This window comes from Alsobacter sp. P4_H11 (genome assembly GCF_056400925.1).
In genome coordinates this window covers 137291-154541 of the sequence record NZ_JBFUKI010000003.1, presented here as the reverse complement: position 1 = coordinate 154541, position 17251 = coordinate 137291, and the positions used below count along the sequence as shown (strand labels likewise).

General features: G+C 68.5%; 16 protein-coding genes. 5 read left to right on the top strand and 11 right to left on the bottom strand.

Translation table 11 applies throughout. The features are described 5' to 3' along the window. Nucleotides 1-10: 10 nt before the first annotated feature. Nucleotides 11-469: a type II 3-dehydroquinate dehydratase gene (aroQ, locus tag AC1DSZ_RS06465; RefSeq protein ID WP_476837560.1), complete on the top strand. Its 459-nt coding sequence runs from the start codon at nt 11-13 to the stop codon at nt 467-469. Beyond that, on the top strand, nt 466-1299 hold the full coding sequence (locus AC1DSZ_RS06460) for a shikimate dehydrogenase family protein (RefSeq protein WP_476837559.1): 834 nt from the start codon (nt 466-468) through the stop codon (nt 1297-1299). The genes aroQ and AC1DSZ_RS06460 overlap by 4 nt, the downstream gene beginning before the upstream one ends. A 10-nt stretch (nt 1300-1309) precedes the next feature. Here AC1DSZ_RS06460 and AC1DSZ_RS06455 read toward each other — a convergent pair whose 3' ends face one another. The 7 genes from AC1DSZ_RS06455 to AC1DSZ_RS06425 all read right to left on the bottom strand — a co-directional run bounded on the left by AC1DSZ_RS06455 (nt 1310) and on the right by AC1DSZ_RS06425 (nt 8162). Next, on the bottom strand, nt 1310-2263 hold the full coding sequence (locus AC1DSZ_RS06455) for an isoaspartyl peptidase/L-asparaginase family protein (protein ID WP_476837558.1): 954 nt from the start codon (nt 2261-2263) through the stop codon (nt 1310-1312). A 9-nt stretch (nt 2264-2272) separates the two neighbouring features. Continuing rightward, nucleotides 2273-3358 (bottom strand): DmpA family aminopeptidase, encoded by a 1086-nt coding sequence (locus AC1DSZ_RS06450; RefSeq protein ID WP_476837557.1) that lies wholly within the window; start codon nt 3356-3358, stop codon nt 2273-2275. After that, on the bottom strand, nt 3318-4199 hold the full coding sequence (locus AC1DSZ_RS06445; protein WP_476837556.1) for a polysaccharide deacetylase family protein: 882 nt from the start codon (nt 4197-4199) through the stop codon (nt 3318-3320). Before AC1DSZ_RS06445 ends, AC1DSZ_RS06450 begins: the two co-directional genes overlap by 41 nt. Nucleotides 4200-4286: 87 nt before the next feature. Next, nucleotides 4287-5348 (bottom strand): ABC transporter ATP-binding protein, encoded by a 1062-nt coding sequence (locus AC1DSZ_RS06440; RefSeq protein WP_476837555.1) that lies wholly within the window; start codon nt 5346-5348, stop codon nt 4287-4289. Then, nucleotides 5345-6316 (bottom strand): ABC transporter ATP-binding protein, encoded by a 972-nt coding sequence (locus tag AC1DSZ_RS06435; protein ID WP_476837554.1) that lies wholly within the window; start codon nt 6314-6316, stop codon nt 5345-5347. Before AC1DSZ_RS06435 ends, AC1DSZ_RS06440 begins: the two co-directional genes overlap by 4 nt. Next, nucleotides 6313-7194, bottom strand: coding sequence for an ABC transporter permease (locus tag AC1DSZ_RS06430; protein WP_476837553.1), 882 nt, complete (start codon nt 7192-7194; stop codon nt 6313-6315). Before AC1DSZ_RS06430 ends, AC1DSZ_RS06435 begins: the two co-directional genes overlap by 4 nt. Continuing rightward, nucleotides 7191-8162, bottom strand: a complete 972-nt coding sequence (locus AC1DSZ_RS06425; RefSeq protein WP_476837552.1) for an ABC transporter permease — start codon at nt 8160-8162, stop codon at nt 7191-7193. The genes AC1DSZ_RS06430 and AC1DSZ_RS06425 overlap by 4 nt, the downstream gene beginning before the upstream one ends. Nucleotides 8163-8398: 236 nt before the next feature. On the opposite strand from AC1DSZ_RS06425, the gene AC1DSZ_RS06420 reads away from it, so the two are divergent. Then, nucleotides 8399-8944, top strand: coding sequence for a MarR family winged helix-turn-helix transcriptional regulator (locus tag AC1DSZ_RS06420; protein WP_476837551.1), 546 nt, complete (start codon nt 8399-8401; stop codon nt 8942-8944). Beyond that, the gene (locus AC1DSZ_RS06415) at nt 8941-10539 is read left to right on the top strand and encodes an ABC transporter substrate-binding protein (RefSeq protein ID WP_476837550.1); all 1599 of its coding nucleotides are present in this window, start codon (nt 8941-8943) and stop codon (nt 10537-10539) included. The genes AC1DSZ_RS06420 and AC1DSZ_RS06415 overlap by 4 nt, the downstream gene beginning before the upstream one ends. Before the next feature lie 64 nt (nt 10540-10603). Here AC1DSZ_RS06415 and AC1DSZ_RS06410 read toward each other — a convergent pair whose 3' ends face one another. Next, the gene (locus AC1DSZ_RS06410) at nt 10604-12595 is read right to left on the bottom strand and encodes an ATP-binding cassette domain-containing protein (protein ID WP_476837549.1); all 1992 of its coding nucleotides are present in this window, start codon (nt 12593-12595) and stop codon (nt 10604-10606) included. A gap of 360 nt (nt 12596-12955) precedes the next feature. On the opposite strand from AC1DSZ_RS06410, the gene AC1DSZ_RS06405 reads away from it, so the two are divergent. After that, entirely contained in the window at nt 12956-14272 is a 1317-nt protein-coding gene (locus AC1DSZ_RS06405) for an HlyD family type I secretion periplasmic adaptor subunit (RefSeq protein WP_476837548.1), read from the top strand. Nucleotides 14273-14296: 24 nt separating this feature from the next. On the opposite strand, the gene AC1DSZ_RS06400 is transcribed toward AC1DSZ_RS06405, so the two are convergent. From AC1DSZ_RS06400 to AC1DSZ_RS06390, 3 genes are read right to left on the bottom strand one after another with little or no spacing between them, the layout of a single operon-like run. Further along, a complete protein-coding gene (locus AC1DSZ_RS06400; RefSeq protein ID WP_476837547.1) occupies nt 14297-14656 on the bottom strand; it encodes a PilZ domain-containing protein in 360 nt (119 codons plus the stop codon). A gap of 12 nt (nt 14657-14668) precedes the next feature. Beyond that, a complete protein-coding gene (locus tag AC1DSZ_RS06395) occupies nt 14669-16240 on the bottom strand; it encodes a hypothetical protein (protein WP_476837546.1) in 1572 nt (523 codons plus the stop codon). 40 nt (nt 16241-16280) lie between these two features. Continuing rightward, a complete protein-coding gene (locus AC1DSZ_RS06390; RefSeq protein WP_476837545.1) occupies nt 16281-17168 on the bottom strand; it encodes a hypothetical protein in 888 nt (295 codons plus the stop codon). Nucleotides 17169-17251 lie beyond the last annotated feature (83 nt).

Sequence of the window (17251 nt, the reverse complement as noted above, 5' to 3'; positions counted from 1 at the left end):
GAAAACGCCCATGAGCCGCCTCGTTTACGTCCTGAACGGCCCCAACCTGAACCTGCTCGGCAAGCGCCAGCCCCACATCTATGGCCACGAAACGCTGGCCGACGTGGAGGCCGACTGCCGCAAGCTCGCTGGCGAACTCGGGCTGGAGCTGCGCTTTCACCAGAGCAACCGCGAATACGAGATCATCGACTGGATTCACGAGGCCCGCGAGACGGCCGGCGGCATCGTGATCAACCCCGCCGCTTTCACGCACACCTCGGTGGCGATCCTGGACGCGCTGAACACCTTCGACGCGCCCGTGATCGAGGTGCACATCTCCAATGTCCACAAGCGCGAGGCCTTCCGGCACCACTCCTACGTGTCCCTGCGCGCCGACGGCGTGATCGCGGGCCTGGGCACGCAGGGCTACCAGCTGGCGCTGCGCCGGGTCGCCCGCCTGATCGACGAGAAGAAGGCCCCGGCCGCATGATCAACGGCGATACGGTGCTGATCGCGCACCTCGGCTACCCGACGGGCACGTTCAAGGCGCCGCTGATCTACAATCCTTATTTCGACAGCATCGGCCTCAACGCCGTCGTGATGCCGATGGGCGTGAAGGCCGAGACCTATCCACAGGTGCTTGCCGCGCTGCGCACGGTCACGAACCTGCGCGGCGCGCTCGTCACCATGCCGCACAAGGTGACGACGGTGGGCCTCGTCGACGAGGTCTCGACCACGGCCCGGATCGCGGGCGCGTGCAACGCCGTGCTGCTGCGCCCGGACGGCACGCTGCTCGGCGACATGTTCGACGGTGAGGGCTTCGTCCGCGGCGTGCTGCGCAAGGGTCGCGCCGTTGCGGGAGCCCGCGTCCTCGTGGTCGGGGCAGGCGGCGTCGGCTGCGCCATCGCGGCCTCGCTCGCGGCGGCCGGCGCCGGCGCGCTCGGCCTCTTCGACGTCAATCCCGCAGCCGCCGAGGCGCTGGCCGCGCGCCTGCGCGAGCACTACCCGCAACTCGTCGTCACGGCCGGCTCGCGCGACCCGGGTGGTTACGACATCGTCGTCAATGCCTCGCCGCTGGGCATGAACGCCGGCGATCCGCTGCCCGTGGACGTCGATCGCATCGCGCCCTCGACCTTCGTGGGCGAGGTCGTGATGAAGCAGGAGATCACGCCCTTCCTGGCCGCCGCCCGCGCCCGCGGCTGCGAGTATCAGGTCGGGACCGACATGCTGTTCGAGCAGATTCCGGCCTATCTGGAGTTCTTCGGCTTCCCGAGCACGACGCCCGAAGTGCTGCGCGGCGTGGCGCAGATCAGCTACTGAGCGTCCGCGCCTAGGCGGTCCCAAGCTCGTATACTTCGGCGTGCGTCCCGACCGCCATGCGGCCGTCCTGGTCGATCCAGCCGCGGAACATGCCGTCCGTGTTGTAGGGCGCGGCGATGTGGCCCTCGGCGTCGATCGCCACCAGCCCGGCGCCGACCCCGTAGGGCGCGAGGTCGCGCATCACCACCTGCTCGGCTGCAGCATCCAGGCTCTCGCCCAGATAGGCCATGCGGCTCGCGATCTCGTGCGCCAGCACGTGGCGGATGAACACCTCGCCCTTGCCGGTGCCCGACACCGCGCAGGCGCCGTCGCGCGCATAGGTGCCTGCCCCGATGATCGGGCTGTCGCCGATCCGCCCGACCGGCTTGTTGGTGAAGCCGCCCGTCGATGTCGCGGCCGCCAGATGACCGGCGGCGTCCAGCGCCACCGCCCCCACGGTGCCGTGCTTCTCAGCCTCGCTGGCGGACAGCATCGTGCCCGCCTTGGCGCGCGCCTGCATGGAGGCGAGCGCCTTGCGCCGGCGCTCCGTGCCGAAATAGGCGGGATCGACCACCGTGAGGCCCGCCTCCTCGGCGAAGCGGTCCGCAGCCGGGCCGGTCAGCATGACGCTCTCGCCGCGCTCCATCAGCGCCCGGGCGGCGCTCACCGGGTTGCGGATGCGCCGGGCCGCGCAGATCGCGCCGGCCGCCAGCGTCGAGCCATCCATGATGGCCGAGTCGAGCTCGTTTTCGCCCGCCGCGTTGAAGGCGGCGCCGTGGCCGGCGTTGAAGTGGACCGAGTCCTCAAGCACCATCACGGCCGCCTCGACGGCGTCCACGGCGGTGCCGCCGCCCTGCAGCTTCGCCCAGCCTGCCCGCAACGCCCGCGCCAGATCGTCGCGCGCGGCGCGCCACTCGTTCTCGGACAGGTCGAGCTGGGCCATGACACCGCAGCCTCCGTGGATGGCGATCGCCGGTCTGGCCATGGTGCACTCCTAGGTTTTGTCCGCCGCGAGGGCGTCGGCTAGAGAAGGTCTGTGATGGCCGTCGCGGCCCGTCATCGCGGGGCTCGACAGCATGGCGTCGAGCACGGCTTCCTGCGTTGCGCCCGCCACGGCCTCGAAAACCGTGTCCATGCGCCGCTCGGCCAGCATGGCGATCGGTACGACGTCGCGCGTCTCGTCATGCCGAATGCGATGCGCGGTCGTAAACCCGATCGCGACGTCGCCGCTGCCATGGCCCCAGAACGAGCCGAGCCGCGCCAACCCAACCCCGGCGCGCCGGATGGCGCGGGTGAGTTGGCGATGGTCGAGCGGCAGGTCCGTCGCCACGATGATGATCACGGAGCCACGCTCGGGACTTGGCGCGGAAGCAGGCGACGGCGCGCGGCGCCCGTCCGGCAAGAGCAGGTCGCCGGCCCGGCCGAAATTGGCGAGCGTCAGGACGCCGACATGGAAAGGGCCGCCCTTCAGGTCCAGCCGACGCGAGGCCGTGCCGATCCCGCCCTTGAACCCGAACGCGCTCATGCCCGTCCCGGCCCCCACCGAGCCGCGTGCGAAGTCGGGCGCAGCGGCCGCGATAGCCGCCAGTGCGTGCGCCTGCGTCACCGCCTGGGCCTGGATGTCGCTGAGATAGCCGTCATTGCACTCGGCCACGACGGGGTTCACCGTCGAGGTGCGCCGGCCGATGTGGGGATTGCGGCTGATCGCGTCCCGGATCAGCGCATCCGCGCAGGCGCCCACCCCGAACGTATTGGTGAGCAGGATCGGCGTCTCGATCTCGCCCAGCTCCTCCACCTGCATCAGCCCGACGCTCTTGCCGAAGCCGTTAATGACGTGGACGGCCGCCGGCGCCTTCTCGCGGAACAGGTCGCCGCCATGCGGCAGCACCGCCGTCACGCCGGTGCGCAAATTCCCGTCCAGCAGCGTGACTTGCCCGACGGTGACGCCGGGCACGTCCGCGATGCTGTTCAGCGCGCCGATCGGCTGGCCCCCGAAGGACCAGCCGAGCGCGCGGGCCGGGGAGGGCGCCGGCGTCACGTCAGGCGGCGTTGTCGCGGGCGAAGCGCGCCACGTCCGCATGGGTGGCGAACCAGGCGCCCTCGTGGCCTTTGATGTAGGTGATCAGCTCCTCGAGGATCCAGATGCGCGACCGGTACGTGATCACGTGCGGATGCATGGTGAGCAGGAACAGCCCGCCGTCCCGGTAGGCCCGGTCGAACTCGCGCTTGAAGATGTCGAGCACCGCGGTGGGTGGCGTATAGGGACGCAGGGCCGTGAAGCGGTTCATGTTGAAATAGACCGCGTCGTCGCGCACCCACTCCACCGGCAGCTCGACGATGCCGGTCGGCTCGCCGTCTTCCAGGATCTCGTAGGCGTCGTCGTCGGCCATCAATGAGGAATCGTACAGGAGGCCGAGTTCGCGCTCGATCTTCAGCGTCTCCTGCGAGAAGTCCCAGGAGGGCGTGCGCATGCCCACTGGCCGCACGCCGGTGATCTTCTCCAGCGTGTCGGCGGCGCGAAAGTGCAGCTCGCGCTCGGCGTCGGCCGGCACCTTGGTGTTGAGCTCGTGAATCCAGCCATGCAGGCCGATCTCGTGGCCCTCCGCGATGACGCGGCGCTGCTCGTCGGGGTGCAGCAGGGCCGAAACGGCGGGCACGAAGAAAGTGGCCGGCACGCATTCTCGTCCCAGGATCTCGAGGATGCGCGGCACGCCCACCCGCGCGCCGTACTCGCCGCGCGACATCGCGCCGATGGACTCGCCGCCATCGCGCAGCTCGTTGGTTTCATGGTCGCTGTCGAACGAGAGCGCCACCGCGCAGCGCGCGCCGTCCTTCCAGGCCGCCGGCTTCAGCGCGCGTCCCGCCCGCACCTTGCTGACCTTCCGGCGCCAGGTCTCTTCCGGCCACTGCCACGGTTCCATGGGTCGCTCCTCGTTGTTCTGTGTCTCACATCCCCCTGCCGTCATTGCGAGCCGAAGTCGAAGCAATCCAGCCCAGAGGCCCGGCCCTTAGCTGGATTGCGTCGCTCCGATCGCAATAACGGCAGGGGACGACGACATTTCGTCAAAGTCAGTCTTCGCGAAGTGGCACGCCGCCCGCCGCCCGGCCGCCACGGGCCGCAGCGCGGGGCGCTCGGTCGTGCAACGCTCGGCCGCAAAAGGGCAGCGCAGGTGGAAGTGGCAGCCGGGCGGCGGCGCGAGCGGGGAAGGGAGTTCGCCCTGGATGGGCTTGAACCGCACCTCCGCGCCTTCCTCGAGCACCAGCTTCGGCACGCTGTCGAGCAGCGCCTGCGTGTAGGGATGGCGCGGATCGGCGTAGACCTGCGCGGTCGGCCCCTCCTCGACGATGCGGCCGAGATACATGATCGCGACCCGGTCGCAGAGGTGCCGCACGACGCCAAGGTCGTGCGAGATGAACAGCAGCGTAAGATCCAGCTCACGCCGCAGCTTCAGGAACAGATTGATGATCTGCGCCTGGATGGACACGTCCAGCGAGGCCACGGGCTCGTCGCAGACCAGCACGTCCGGGCGCATCGCGAGCGCGCGCGCGATGGCGACGCGCTGACGCTGACCGCCCGAGAACTGGTGCGGATAGCGGTTGACGTAGTCCGGCTCCAGGCCGACCTGCGCGAGCCAGTCGCGGATATACGCCATCGCCTCCGGCTTGCCCACGAGGCCATGGTGGATAGGCCCCTCCGCGAGCGCGTCACCGATGCGCATGCGCGGGTCGAGCGACGCGAACGGGTCCTGGAACACCATCTGCACGCGCGTGGTGGTCTTGCGCGGGCTGGAGCCTCCCGTCATCACGGGTTCGCCCGCGATCGCGAGGTGGCCGTCGCTGGGGGGCAGGATGCCGGCGATCATCCGCCCGAGCGTCGTCTTGCCGCAGCCGGACTCGCCCACGAGCCCGAGCGCCTCGCCCTTGCGCAGCGACAGGTCGACATGGTCCACCGCCCGCACCGAGCGTCGTTCCACCGCGCCGCCGAACGCCGCCACGATGCGTTCGCCGAGCGGCAGGCTGGGGGTGAACCGGCGGCTCACGCCGTCGACTGAGACGAAGCTCGCGCTCATGCGGGCGCCCCGATCGGGAAGTGGCAAAGATAAGTGCGGTCGCCCTCGACCCCATGCGGCGGCTCGGTGGCGCACACGGGCTGCGCGCGTGGGCAGCGCGGCGCAAAGGGGCAGCCGGGCGGCAGCTTCAGCAGCGAGGGCGTCGTGCCTGGGATGGAGGCCAGGTCCTCGCCCGCCTGCGCGATGGCGGGCAGCGAGTCCAGCAGGCCGCGCGTGTAGGGATGGCGCGGGTCGCGCAGCACCGTGGCGGTGGGACCGCTCTCGACGATGCGTCCCGCATACATCACCGCGATGCGGTCGGCCATGGACGACACCGTCGCGAGATCGTGGCTGATCCAGATCATCGCCGTGCCGGTGTCGCGCGCCAGCGCCTTCATCTCGGTGAGGATCTGCGCCTGGATGGAGACGTCGAGCGCCGTGGTCGGCTCATCCGCGATCACCAGGTCGGGCTTGTGCAGCAGCGCGATCGCGATGGCGACGCGCTGGCGCATGCCGCCCGAGAACTGGTGCGGGTAGCTGTCCAGCCGCCGACCGGGGTCCGGAATGCCGACCCGCTCCAGCGCCGCCACGCAGCGCCGCCGACCGCCGGCGGACGAGATGCGTTCGTGCGCCCGCAGCGCCAGCAGCATTTGGTCTCCCACGGTGAGCACCGGGTTCAGCGTCATGCTCGGGTCCTGGAACACCATCGAGATGCGCTTGCCTCGGATGGCGCGCAGCTCGCCGTTCGGCAGGCCGACGATGTCGCGTCCGTCGAGCTTCACGCTGCCCGCCGCGATGCGGCCCGGCGCATCGACGAGGCCAATTAGCGAGAAGCCGGTGACGCTCTTGCCCGAGCCGGATTCGCCCACCAGACCCAGGATCTCGCCGCGGTCGATCGTGAACGACACGCCGTTCACGGCGCGCACCACGCCGTCGCGCGTCGGGAACTGCGTCTCGAGCCCGGTGACTTCCAGCAGCGGCGCGCTCATCGGCGCAGCCTCGGATTGAGCTGGTCGCGGATCTGGTCGCCCACCAGGTTCACGGCGAAGATCAGGATGATCAGCGCGACGCCCGGGTAGATCGAGATCCAGTACCGGCCGGACAGCATGTACGGAAAACCGTTGGCGATCAGCATGCCGAGCGATGGCTCGGTCGGCGGCAATCCGACGCCCAGGAACGACAGGGTCGCCTCCAGCGAGATCGCGCTCGCAATCTGCACGGTCGCGACCACGATCAGGGGCGGCAGCGCGTTCGGCAAGATATGGCGGAACACGACGCGCCGCGCGGGCAGGGGCGTCGACAGCGCCGCCTCCACATAGTCCTTGTGCCGCTCGGCCGAGGCGGCGCCATGGGCCGTGCGGGCGAAATAGGCGTATTGGGCGGCCACCAGCGCGGCCACGAGCTGCCCCTTGCCCTGGCCCAGCAGCGCCGCGATCACGAAGGCGAGCAGGATGGCCGGAAACGAGAGCTGCAGGTCAATGAGGCGCATGACGAAGGCCTCGAACCGCCCGCCCAGATAGGCCGCGGTGGTGCCCACGCTGGCGCCCAGCACGAGGCCGATCACGCCCGCCACCAACCCCATCTGGATGGAGATGCGCAGCCCGTAGAGGATCGCCGACAGGAGGTCGCGGCCCTGCGCGTCCGTGCCGAGCCAATGCGTGAAGCCGGCCGTGCCCACATAGCCGGGCGGTCGGCGGGCGTCGCGCAGCGTCAGGCTGGCGAGGTCGTAAGGGTCCTGCGGGGTGATCAGCGGCGCGAGCAGCGCCAGCGCGATCATGAGCGCCACGAGCGCGAGGCCGGCCACGGCGGCGCGGCTTTCGCGGAACTCGGCGAAGAAGCGGGCGACGGGTGATGCGCGATCGATCATGCCCGGCCCTTGCGCATCCGCGGATCGAGCGCCGCATAGGAGAGATCCACCGCCAGGTTGATGACGATGAAGAACAACGCGACCAGCATCAGGTAGGCGACCATGACGGGCCGGTCGAGCGATGTGATGCTGTCGATGATGAGCTTGCCGAGGCCGGGCCACGAGAAGATCGTCTCGGTCACCACCGCGAAGGCCAGCGTCGAGCCGAATTCCAGCCCGAACACCGTCACGAGCGGGATCGCGATCAGCCGCAGCACGTGCCGCAGCAGCACGGTGCGCTCGGAGAGCCCGGCCGCGCGGGCGAACTTCACCGTGTCGGTCAGCATGGCCTCGCGGGTGCCCGAGCGGGCGAGGCGGATCATCAGCGCGAACTTGAACAGCGCGAGGTTGATGGCGGGCAGGATCATGTGCCGCAGGCCGTCGCCGGTCACGAAGCTCCATTCCACGCCAAAGATGGGAGCGGTGGCGCCGCGCCCACCGGCGGGCAGCCAGCCGAGATTCACCGCGAACGCGAAGATGAGCACGAGCCCGACCCAGAAGGTCGGCACCGAAAAGCCCAGGATCGACAGCGCCATCACGATCTTGGAGAACCGGCTCTGCGGCCGGTAGCCCGCATACATGCCGAGCGGCACGCCGATCAGCGTCGCGCCCAGCACGGCCGCGAGCGTCAGCTCCAGCGTCGCGGGCAGGCGCGACAGGATCAGCCGGCCCACCGGCATGTTGTAGACGAAGGACTGGCCGAAATCACCCTGCAGCGCCCGGCCCAGAAAGGTGAAGTATTGCTCCCAGAGCGGCCGGTCGAAGCCGTACTTGGCGATCGTGGCGGCGCGGATGTCCTGCGTGGCGTCGGGCGAGATCAGCACGTCGATCGGGTTGCCGATCGCGAACACGCCGGCGAACACCAGCGCCGACATGGCCAGCACCACGAGGGCGGCCTGCAGGATGCGCTGGATCAGGAAGCCGAGCATTGCGAGCGGGCGTCCCCGCGGACGCGCGCCTCCCTGCTGATCGGCTTCTGGTCGACGACGTGCATCACCCCTCCGCGGACGCGCGGCCAACCGCCCGCAGGGTAGTCTGCGGGTCGGCGAATTGGTTCCGTTTGGAACTTGTTCTTCAGAATTGACGAGGCCTCAACCTGCTGTCAAGTTTCAGCGTGAACCAGTTGGGGCCGACAGGACGTCGCCCCCGGGACGCCGCGAGACGCATGCCGGAACCGCATCTCCATGCGCTGTCTAACGATCCGCTCGGGACCCCCTCGGGGCTCGATCCGCTGATCGCCCAGAAGCTGTGGCGCAACCCGTGCTGGTTCTCCTTTCGCATCAACTACGTGGCGCTCCATTTCAATATCCCGGTCTATGGCTGGATCGAAAAGACCTTTGATCTCGCCCGGCCCGAATTCGTCGTGCTGTATTCGCTGGGACTGCAAGGCGGCGTCGCGGCGCGCGACATCTGCGCATCGAGCGGCTTCCCGAAGCCCACCATCAGCCGGGCCATCCAGCAGCTTTTGAAGCGCAAGCTGATCAGCCGGGACGCGGACCCGCGCGATCACCGCAGCTACGTCTTGAACATCACCTCGGCGGGCCGGACCATCTTCGACGCCGCCATGCCGGTCATGGTCGAGCGCGAGCGCACCATGCTGTCCCGGCTGACGCCGGGCGAGCGCTCCATGCTCTCCGAGCTTCTCGCCAAGGTGGTGTTCGACACGCCGAACTGGCCAACGACGATCCAAGAAGGGGACAGACCAGCATGACGACCATATTCGGACGGACCTTGCGCTCGCTCTCGCTCGCGGCGCTCCTCGCTTCCACGGCTTCGGGCGCCGTCCTGGCGCAGACGCTCACCATCGGCGTGCGCGCCGGCCCCGCCTCCATGGACCCGCATTTCACCGCCACAGGCGTGCAGGCCGAGGCCGTGAAGCACGTGTTCGACACGCTGGTGAAATCCGGCGACGACCTCTCGCTCGAGCCGGGCCTCGCCGAGAGCTGGAAGGCGATCGACGACACGACCTGGGAGTTCAAGCTCCGCAAGGGCGTGAAATTCCACGACGGCTCGGATTTCACCGCCGAGGACGTGAAGTTCTCGATCGAGCGCATCCCGAACGTCACGGGCCCGAACCCCACCACCGTCTATGTGCGGCGCGTGAAGGAAATCCAGATCCCGGACCCGCTGACGCTGGTGATCAAGACCGACGGCCCGGCGCCGACGCTGCCGAACGATTTCATCCGCCTGTTCGTGGTGTCGCACACCGCAGCCAAGGACTTCTCGACCAAGGACACGGCCGGCGAGGGCTTCAACTCCGGCAAGGCGACCATCGGCACCGGCCCCTACAAGTTCGTATCCTGGACCCCCAAGGAGGAGATGGTCCTCGCCCGCTTTGACGGCTACTGGGGCGGCAAGGAGCCGTGGGAGAAGGTGGTCCGCAAGGAGATTCCCAACGACGCCGGCCGCGTCGCGCAGCTCAAGGCCGGCCAGCTCGACCTCATCGCCCGCGTGCCGGCCGCGGACGTGCCGACGCTCGAGAAGGACTCGAAGCTGAAGGTCGTGAAGGCCGACAGCGTCTACCTGTTCAACGTCGAGTTCGACTTCCGCGACAAGCCCGCCATGGTGACCGCCAAGGACGGCTCGCCGCTGCCCAAGAATCCCTTCCTGGACCCCAAGGTGCGCGAAGCCTTCGACCTCGCGATCGACCGCGAGACGCTGGCCGAGATCGCCATGGAGGGCATGGGCAAGCCCGCCTCGCAGCTCGTCACCGAGACCATCTTCGGCTTCAACAAGAGCCTGAAGGTGACGAAGTCCGACCCCAAGAAGGCGAAGGCGCTGCTCGCCGAGGCCGGCTACCCGAACGGCTTCAAGCTCACCTTCAGCTACACCAACGACCGCCTGGCCGGCGACGGCGCGGTAGGCGCCACCATCGCCCAGATGCTGGCCTCCATCGGCATCGACGCGCAGGCCAACGGAGCGCCCGGCGCGGTGTTCTTCCCGGCCAAGCAGCGCGGCGACTACGGCCTAGCGATGTCGGGCTGGGGCACGCTGACGGGCGAGGCCAACTACACGCTGGCCGGCCTGATGCACACCAACACGCCGGCCACCAAGATGGGCGGCTTCAACGTGCGCGGCTGGTCCAACCCGGCGCTCGACAAGCTGATCGACGACGCGGCCATCGAGATGGACGTCGCCAAGCGCAAGTCGCTGCTGGAAGAAGCCAACGCCATCGTGGCCAAGGAGCGTCCCAGCCTGCCGATCGCCTCGCTGGTGACGGCCTGGGCCATGCAGAAGAGCAAGGTCACCATCGTGCCCCGCGCCGACGAGGACACGCTGGCGATGAACGTGAAGCCCGCCAAGTAAGGCTGGATCTCGCTTCAGGGAAAAGCCCGCGGCATGCGCTGCGGGCTTTTTCCTTTTTTGGGACCTACGCCGCGCTCGCGCCCGCGATGGCCTTCAGGACTTCGTCCTTCGGACCATCCGCCATGATGCGGCCGCCGTCCATCCAGACCAGGCGGTCCACCAATTGCAGCATGGGCGCACGGTGGGTGGACAGGATCAGGGTGCGATCGCCAATGGCGGCGCGCAGGTCGCGCACGATGCGGATCTCCATGGTGTTGTCCATGGCGGCGGTGGGCTCGTCCAGCACCAGCGCCTTCGGCCCGCCGAGCAGCGTGCGTGCCAGCATCACGGATTGCCGCTCCCCGCCCGAGAGCCGCTCGCCGCGCGGACCGATCCGCATGCCGTAGCCGGCCGGATGACGGGCCGCGAACTCGGCCACGCCTGACAGCGTCACGGCCTTCTCGAACGCCTCCGGCTCCACATGGTCCAACCCGAAGCAGACGGCGTTGCGCAGCATGTCGTCAAACAGGGCCGAATCCTGGCGCATGAAGCCGAAATGGCGGCGCAGGGCGCCCGGCGAGGCTTGCCGGATGTCGTGGCCGTCCAGCAGCACGGCGCCTTCCGTCGCGTCGTGGAGGCGCAGCATCAGCTTCAGCAGCGTGCTCTTGCCGCTGCCGGCCCGGCCGACGAAGCCGACCTTTTCGCCGGGCGCAATCGTGAGGGACACGCCCTTCAGCGCCGCAACCTGCTCGCCCGGATAGGTGAAATGGACGTCCTTGAATGCGAGCGCGCCCAGGATCGGGCGGGCTCCTGCCGTGGGGTCGCCGGCGCTTTCCTGCGTGGCCTTGAGGGCGTCCTCGACGGTCTTGGTGGACCGGAGGATCTGCATGAGCCGGTGCACGGTCGACCCGATTGCGCTGACGGGCGAGATCATGCGGCCGATCAGCATGGTGGAGGCCGTGAGCGCGCCCATCGTCATGGCGCTCTCGCCGATCTGGTAGACGCCCACCACCAGCCCAACCACGACGGCGGCCTGCGACACCGTCATGGCGACGATGCCGGCCGCGGCCCCATGCAGGCGATTGAGGTGACCCACATAGGCGGCGGCGTCCACGAGCCGCTCCCAACGACGCGTCAAAGGCCCGGCCGCGTCCGTGATCTTCACGGTCTCCAGCCCGGCAACGCTCTCCAGCAGGAGATTGGCCTGCGTGGCCATCAGGCGTGCGGCCTCGAGGGCCCGTTGCCCGCGTGCATCGCCCATGAGCTGCATGGCGTAGATCGGGAGGAGCGCCACGAGCGGAATCCAGGCGACCGGCCCGGCGATCGCGGCGAGCAGCGCCATCGCGAGCACAAAGAATGGCACGTCGACCAGCACCGACACCAGCAGCGCGGGCAGGAGCTGCGCCAGCGCCTCGATCTCACGCAGGCCGGTCTGCACGCCGCCCGCCATGCGGGGCGCCTCGTCAAGCTTCGCCCGGAGAATGCGGGCGTAGAGCCTCGCCTGAACGGCCGCCGAAACGCTGAGTCCGACTGCGTCGCTGAGCTTCAGCCGGACGATCCGCAACGCCAGGTCGAAGGCGAGCGCAATGCAGACGCCGATCGCCAGCGCCCACAGCGTCTCCCAGGCGAGATGCGGAATTACCCGGTCATACACGGCCTGGGAAAACACCGGGACGGCGAGCAGCAGCAGGTTGCTCACCAGCGCGGCGACACAGACCTGCAAAAGCCGTCCCCTGTGGCGCTGGCGCATTTCGTCGACGACCATGCGCAGCAGGCTGACGTGGCGTTCCGGCGGCTGCATCTCGGCCGGGGAGGCGGGGTCCGTGACGGAGGGGTCGCGCTGCGGCGAGACGAAAAACACGACGCCGCTGTGCTGCGCGTCGAGCTCCGCGAGGCTCGCTTGTCGGTCCACTCCCGCGGTCCGGCAGGTGAAGGCGTCCCTACTGGGCCGGCCGGTCAGGATGGTGCTCGCCCCATCCTTGTCCATGATCACGCAGGGGAAGTCCCCCTTGTTCAGGCTGGCCAGCTTGCGCTGGGCGAACGATACCTGGATGCCGCGCTCCCCGGCGGCCGCCACCAGTTCTTCCGGGGTCGCACCCGCGCTCGGCTTGCGTCCATCGAACCAGCGCTGCCCGAACCACGAGTCCGCTACCGCGTTCAGGTCGCCGAGCAGCGTTCCCCGCGCTGGTTCGCCCTGGCCGGACGCCGGCGGTGCCCGCGCCTCATCCGGCGGTGCGCCCTGCGGAGCATCGGCAGGCGTCGTCGAGCGCCCATCGCCTGGGCTCTTCCGTCCTGTCCAAATTGGCATCGTCATCCCGTCTGGCGCAGCCCGAGCAGTGCTGGGTCATCCGCCACTTGGGATTTGATTTTTTTATGCTTAACAATCCGTAAAGCCTGGGCCGGTACCGTGGTGTTTCCAGAGTTTGTGGATCGCCAAATGGCTTCGCCTGACCCGAAACCAGCGCCAGCTGCGGCGCCGCTGCCTTTCCCGCGGCAGACCGACCGTATCGCCAAGGGTTCCCAGACCCTTTTCGTCGGCGCCAGCGCGGTCGGTCTTGCATCCTTTATCGCCTGGGCGAGCCTGACATCGCTCGAAAAGGTTACGCGCGGTTCGGGGCGGGTGATACCGCAGCTCCAGAACCAGACGGTCCAGCACTTCGAGGGCGGCATTCTGACCGAGATCCTGGTGCGGGAAGGCGAGACCGTCGAGAAGGGCGCGCCGCTTCTGCGCATCGAGAACAGCTTCTCGCGCGCCGAGCTGCAACAGGCCAAGCTCGAGATCGTGGCGCGCGAGGTCAAGCTCGCCCGCCTCGCCGCCGAGGCCAATGGCCAGCCTTTCACACCGCCCAGCGGCCTGGAGGGACCGGCGCGCACCTTCGCCGAACGCGAGCAGACGGTTTACGATAGCCGTCGCCTGACGCTTAACGAACAGATGGCGATCGTGGACGAGCAGAGCCGCCAGAAGCAGCTCGAGCTCTCCGAGCTGCGGTCGCGATGGACCAACACGGTGCGCGAGCGAGATCTCGTCAACCAGCGCGTGAAGAGCCTGAGGCGGCTCACCGAGCTCGGGGCGGTGTCTTCCAACGACCTGCTGGAAGGCGAGCGCGCCCTGCAGCAGATCGAGAGCCGCATGTCGGATCTCAGCCACGAGATCCCGCGCACCGAATCCGCCCTGGTGGAACTGACGCGACGCCGAAGCGAAACGGCGCTGCGCTTTGCGTCGGATGCCGAGAAAGAGCGCTCAGAGGTGGCCTTGCAGCACGCCAAGCTGCAGGAAAGCGCGCTCGCCTTGCAGGATCGCAGCCAGCGTTCGGACGTGATCTCGCCTATAAGCGGGATCGTCAACAAGCTCTACGTCTCGACGGTGGGCGGCGTGGTGAAATCGGGCGAGCCGCTCGCCGTGCTCGTCCCTGTCGATTCCGCCATTGCGGTCGAGGCGCGGCTTTCGCCCGCGGATCGGGCCGAGGTCTGGCCCGGGCTGCCAGCCATCGTGAAGATCAGCGCCTACGACTACTCGGTCTATGGCGGGCTGAAAGGGCGCATCACCGAGGTTTCGCCGGACGCGCTTCAGGACGAGCGCGGGCAGTCCTACTTCCGGGTTCGCCTGGAAGCCGAAAGCGGCGGCTTCGGCCCCGATCGCCCCGTGGTGCCCGGCATGACGGCGGATGTCGACATCCTGTCGGGCAAGCGCACCATCCTGTCGACGCTGCTGCGGCCGGTGCGGAACCTGCGCGACAACGCCCTGCGCCAGTAAGGGCGCCGGGCGGCCTGTCACCCGCTAGGCGGCCGCCCTTCGGGCCAGAAGCTCGCCCAAGGCGTCCTCGCTGATGAGCTGGGACAGGCGAACGCCGTAGCCCAGGGGCGATACGTTGACGATGTCGCCTTTGATCTCCAGGCCCGGGAGATGCACCACCACGGTGGCGCCGCGCCGGTCGAGGATGTAGCGCGAGGCCTCGCGAAACAGGATGCCACCCCGGGAGGCTTCGACGATCATGCCGTCGATCGACAACGCCTTTTCGGGCAGTTCGAGCCGGGCCGCGATGCGGCAGGCGCTTCGCGGGTAGGCCCGCTTCACGGCGCTCTGGCCGTCGAAGAGCCTGGAGATGGCGGAGAGGATGGACGCGTTGCGTGCGGGCATGGTTGGCTCCCCTTAGGCCGAGCGTTCAGCCGGAGGCGCGAAACGCTCCCGGGTTTCGTTGGCGTGCTGGCGGGCGATTGCCGCGAAGGACGAGAACGCCTGCTCCATGGCCCGCGACACTTCGGTGAGGCCATCCGTCAGGCCGTCCTGGAGCGATTGCCCGAGCACGCGCAACTCGGAGGTGATTTCAGGCGAGCTGCTGCGCGACATCGCGATCGTGGTGGCGCGCTGCTCGTCGGACAAGCGTGCGAGCTCGCGGCCAACCTCCCTGACCACGCCGTCCAGCGCGCTCGCGAGGTCGCCGACGCCGGCCGCCACCGAGCCGGCGATCTGGTCCGCCATCATGGGCTCCAGAGCCCGGGCCGAGGCGTCGGCCTGGACCTGGCGCAGGATTGCGGCGCCGTGCTCCTGCAGGCCCGCCATCGTCGCAAAGGCGTCCTGGTTCTCCAGCCGCTGCTCGTGCGCCAGCCGGGCCACCTGCTCGAAGCCGTTGTTCACCGCGATGCGCAGCCCCGCGGTCTGCCGGGAGACCTCCTCGCGCAGAGCCGCCAGTTCCTGGCCGATGGCCTCGGTCCGTTGCAGCGCCTGCAGAGACGCCCGGTCGGTCTCGGCCGCTTGCGTGAGCAGGCGGCACGTGCGCTCCAGCAAATCCGCCTGGAAATCCTGGCGTTCGGACACGCGGCGCAGCGTCGTCGAGACCTGCGAGATCGCGTCGCCGGCTTGCGCGATCGCGACCGCGAGGTCGCCCGACATGGCGGCCACATGGGGCAGGGCGGAAGCGTCGGAGGCGCCTGCGCCTTCGTTTTGTCGAGTCTCGATCTGCGCGATGCCGGCGAGCCAGCTCTCGAATTCCTCCTTCACGCCGTGCGCAGCCGTGCTCACGAACCGGCCGAACAGGCCGAGCATCAGCGATCCGAACAGGCCGAACAGCGAGCAGGAGAAGCCCGTCGCCATGCCGACCAGCGGCGCTTCGAGATCGTGGATCAGCCGCTTGATCGAGTCCGCGGAGGCGGAGTCGCCGCTGGCGAGCCCGCCGATGATGCCGCCGACCGAGCCCACCATCTCCATCAGTCCGATGAAGGTTCCGATGAGGCCGAGGAAAACGCTCAGGCCGGTCAGGTAGCCCATGAGCGACCGCTGGTGCGCCATCCGGGTGTCGATGGCGTTCAGAAGGTGCTGCATCGTCGCAATGGAGATGCGCATGTGCCGGGTGCGCAGCAGCTCGTCCAGCGTCAGGTCGAACACGTGGCCCAGGAGATCGGGCGAGCGGTAGACCACGCCGGGCGTCAGGCACAGGCTGAGCCGACGCTGGCGCTGGTCGACATGCGGGTCATGCCGCTCGCGCTGTATCTCGTCGTAGATGTCCTTCAGCGCCGCGAACGCCTTCACGTCGTTGCGCAGGCCGAACAGGCTCTTGATCGCCAGAAAGGCGCCGAACCCGAAGACCGAGATGATCAGCGCGTTGAGATACGGGTTCGAGTTGATGCCGCTCATGATGAAGTGGTTTTGCCACAGCACCAGGCCGACAAGGGCCCCGAAAACCAACGCAATCCGGAGGAACTGGACGAGGATGATCTTTTTCATGGAGTAGTCCGCCTGTGCGGCTGGGGGGCGGGAACGGGCGTCATTTCACGCCCCTGTTGCGGCCGATGACGAGAACGAGATCCTGGGCGTCAGAGGTGGCGTCGTCGCGAACCTCCACGACGATCCGGCTGGCGGGGAGGCCGATCTGGATGATGCGTTCGCGCACCAGCATCGCCCGGTAGTAGGCGCGGCGCCGTGCATCTGTGGCGCCGGTGTTCGCCACGAACGCCGAGGCCCGCACCACGAAGGATCCCGGCTCGAACAGGCGCGCATAATTCTGGAGCTCGTTTGAACCGGTCTGGTCGAGCTGGACGGCGCCGTTCTTGAAGACAATCTTCAGCCCGTCGCCCGCCTCGGTGAGGCTCGCGGGCTTTTCGCGCCGAGCCTCGGCTGGGAGAGATTCGTTCTGGATGATCTTGTCACGGCCGGCGCCCTGCAATGCGGCCTCATCTGGAAGCGGCAAGCTGGCGAGTTGGTCTGCGCCCGGCGAGGGGGCGGCGCCGGCGGACGTGGATGCGGCTGCGGGGCTGGGCGGAAGCGTGGGCGCGCCCGACGCGAAGGTCGGCAGGGCCGGCCCGTTGGGCGTGCGAGAAGGCTCCTGGACGGGAGCCGGTTCTTCGGCCGCCCGGGCGAGGGTTGGCGCGCCCGGAGTTGGCGGCGGGTGCGCCGGATGCGCCAGCTTCTCCTTCAAGGCTTCGATCACGGCTTGCCGGAGAGCCTCGGGCGTCCTTGCATCGAGGCCCGACGTATCGATGTTCAGAGCCTGCGCGACGCCCGCAACGACGTTCTTGGAGACATTCTGCGACAGCGTGAACACCACGATGCCGAGCACCATCATCACGAAGGTGAGCACCATCAGCATGGTGGTCAGCGCGTCGACGTAGCCCGGCCAGTAGTTTTCCTCTTCGCCGCTCGCTGCTCCGGCCATACTCCAACCACCACTCTGCTAATCCAGTGGGGTCATTTGAATTGATAAAGGTTAAGACGCTGTGAGCGCGGCCGTTTTGACGG

Bases quoted from the DNA above. Each gene is read 5' to 3' on its own strand.
- AC1DSZ_RS06445 (WP_476837556.1), bottom strand. From the start codon at position 4,199: ATGGAACCGTGGCAGTGGCCGGAAGAGACCTGGCGCCGGAAGGTCAGC.
- AC1DSZ_RS06400 (WP_476837547.1), bottom strand. From the start codon at position 14,656: ATGCCCGCACGCAACGCGTCCATCCTCTCCGCCATCTCCAGGCTCTTC.
- AC1DSZ_RS06390 (WP_476837545.1), bottom strand. From the start codon at position 17,168: ATGGCCGGAGCAGCGAGCGGCGAAGAGGAAAACTACTGGCCGGGCTAC.
- AC1DSZ_RS06460 (WP_476837559.1), top strand. From the start codon at position 466: ATGATCAACGGCGATACGGTGCTGATCGCGCACCTCGGCTACCCGACG.
- AC1DSZ_RS06415 (WP_476837550.1), top strand. From the start codon at position 8,941: ATGACGACCATATTCGGACGGACCTTGCGCTCGCTCTCGCTCGCGGCG.
- AC1DSZ_RS06455 (WP_476837558.1), bottom strand. From the start codon at position 2,263: ATGGCCAGACCGGCGATCGCCATCCACGGAGGCTGCGGTGTCATGGCC.
- AC1DSZ_RS06405 (WP_476837548.1), top strand. From the start codon at position 12,956: ATGGCTTCGCCTGACCCGAAACCAGCGCCAGCTGCGGCGCCGCTGCCT.
- AC1DSZ_RS06425 (WP_476837552.1), bottom strand. From the start codon at position 8,162: ATGCTCGGCTTCCTGATCCAGCGCATCCTGCAGGCCGCCCTCGTGGTG.
- AC1DSZ_RS06450 (WP_476837557.1), bottom strand. From the start codon at position 3,358: ATGCGGACGTGGCGCGCTTCGCCCGCGACAACGCCGCCTGACGTGACG.
- AC1DSZ_RS06420 (WP_476837551.1), top strand. From the start codon at position 8,399: ATGCCGGAACCGCATCTCCATGCGCTGTCTAACGATCCGCTCGGGACC.
- AC1DSZ_RS06430 (WP_476837553.1), bottom strand. From the start codon at position 7,194: ATGATCGATCGCGCATCACCCGTCGCCCGCTTCTTCGCCGAGTTCCGC.
- AC1DSZ_RS06435 (WP_476837554.1), bottom strand. From the start codon at position 6,316: ATGAGCGCGCCGCTGCTGGAAGTCACCGGGCTCGAGACGCAGTTCCCG.
- AC1DSZ_RS06395 (WP_476837546.1), bottom strand. From the start codon at position 16,240: ATGAAAAAGATCATCCTCGTCCAGTTCCTCCGGATTGCGTTGGTTTTC.
- aroQ (WP_476837560.1), top strand. From the start codon at position 11: ATGAGCCGCCTCGTTTACGTCCTGAACGGCCCCAACCTGAACCTGCTC.
- AC1DSZ_RS06440 (WP_476837555.1), bottom strand. From the start codon at position 5,348: ATGAGCGCGAGCTTCGTCTCAGTCGACGGCGTGAGCCGCCGGTTCACC.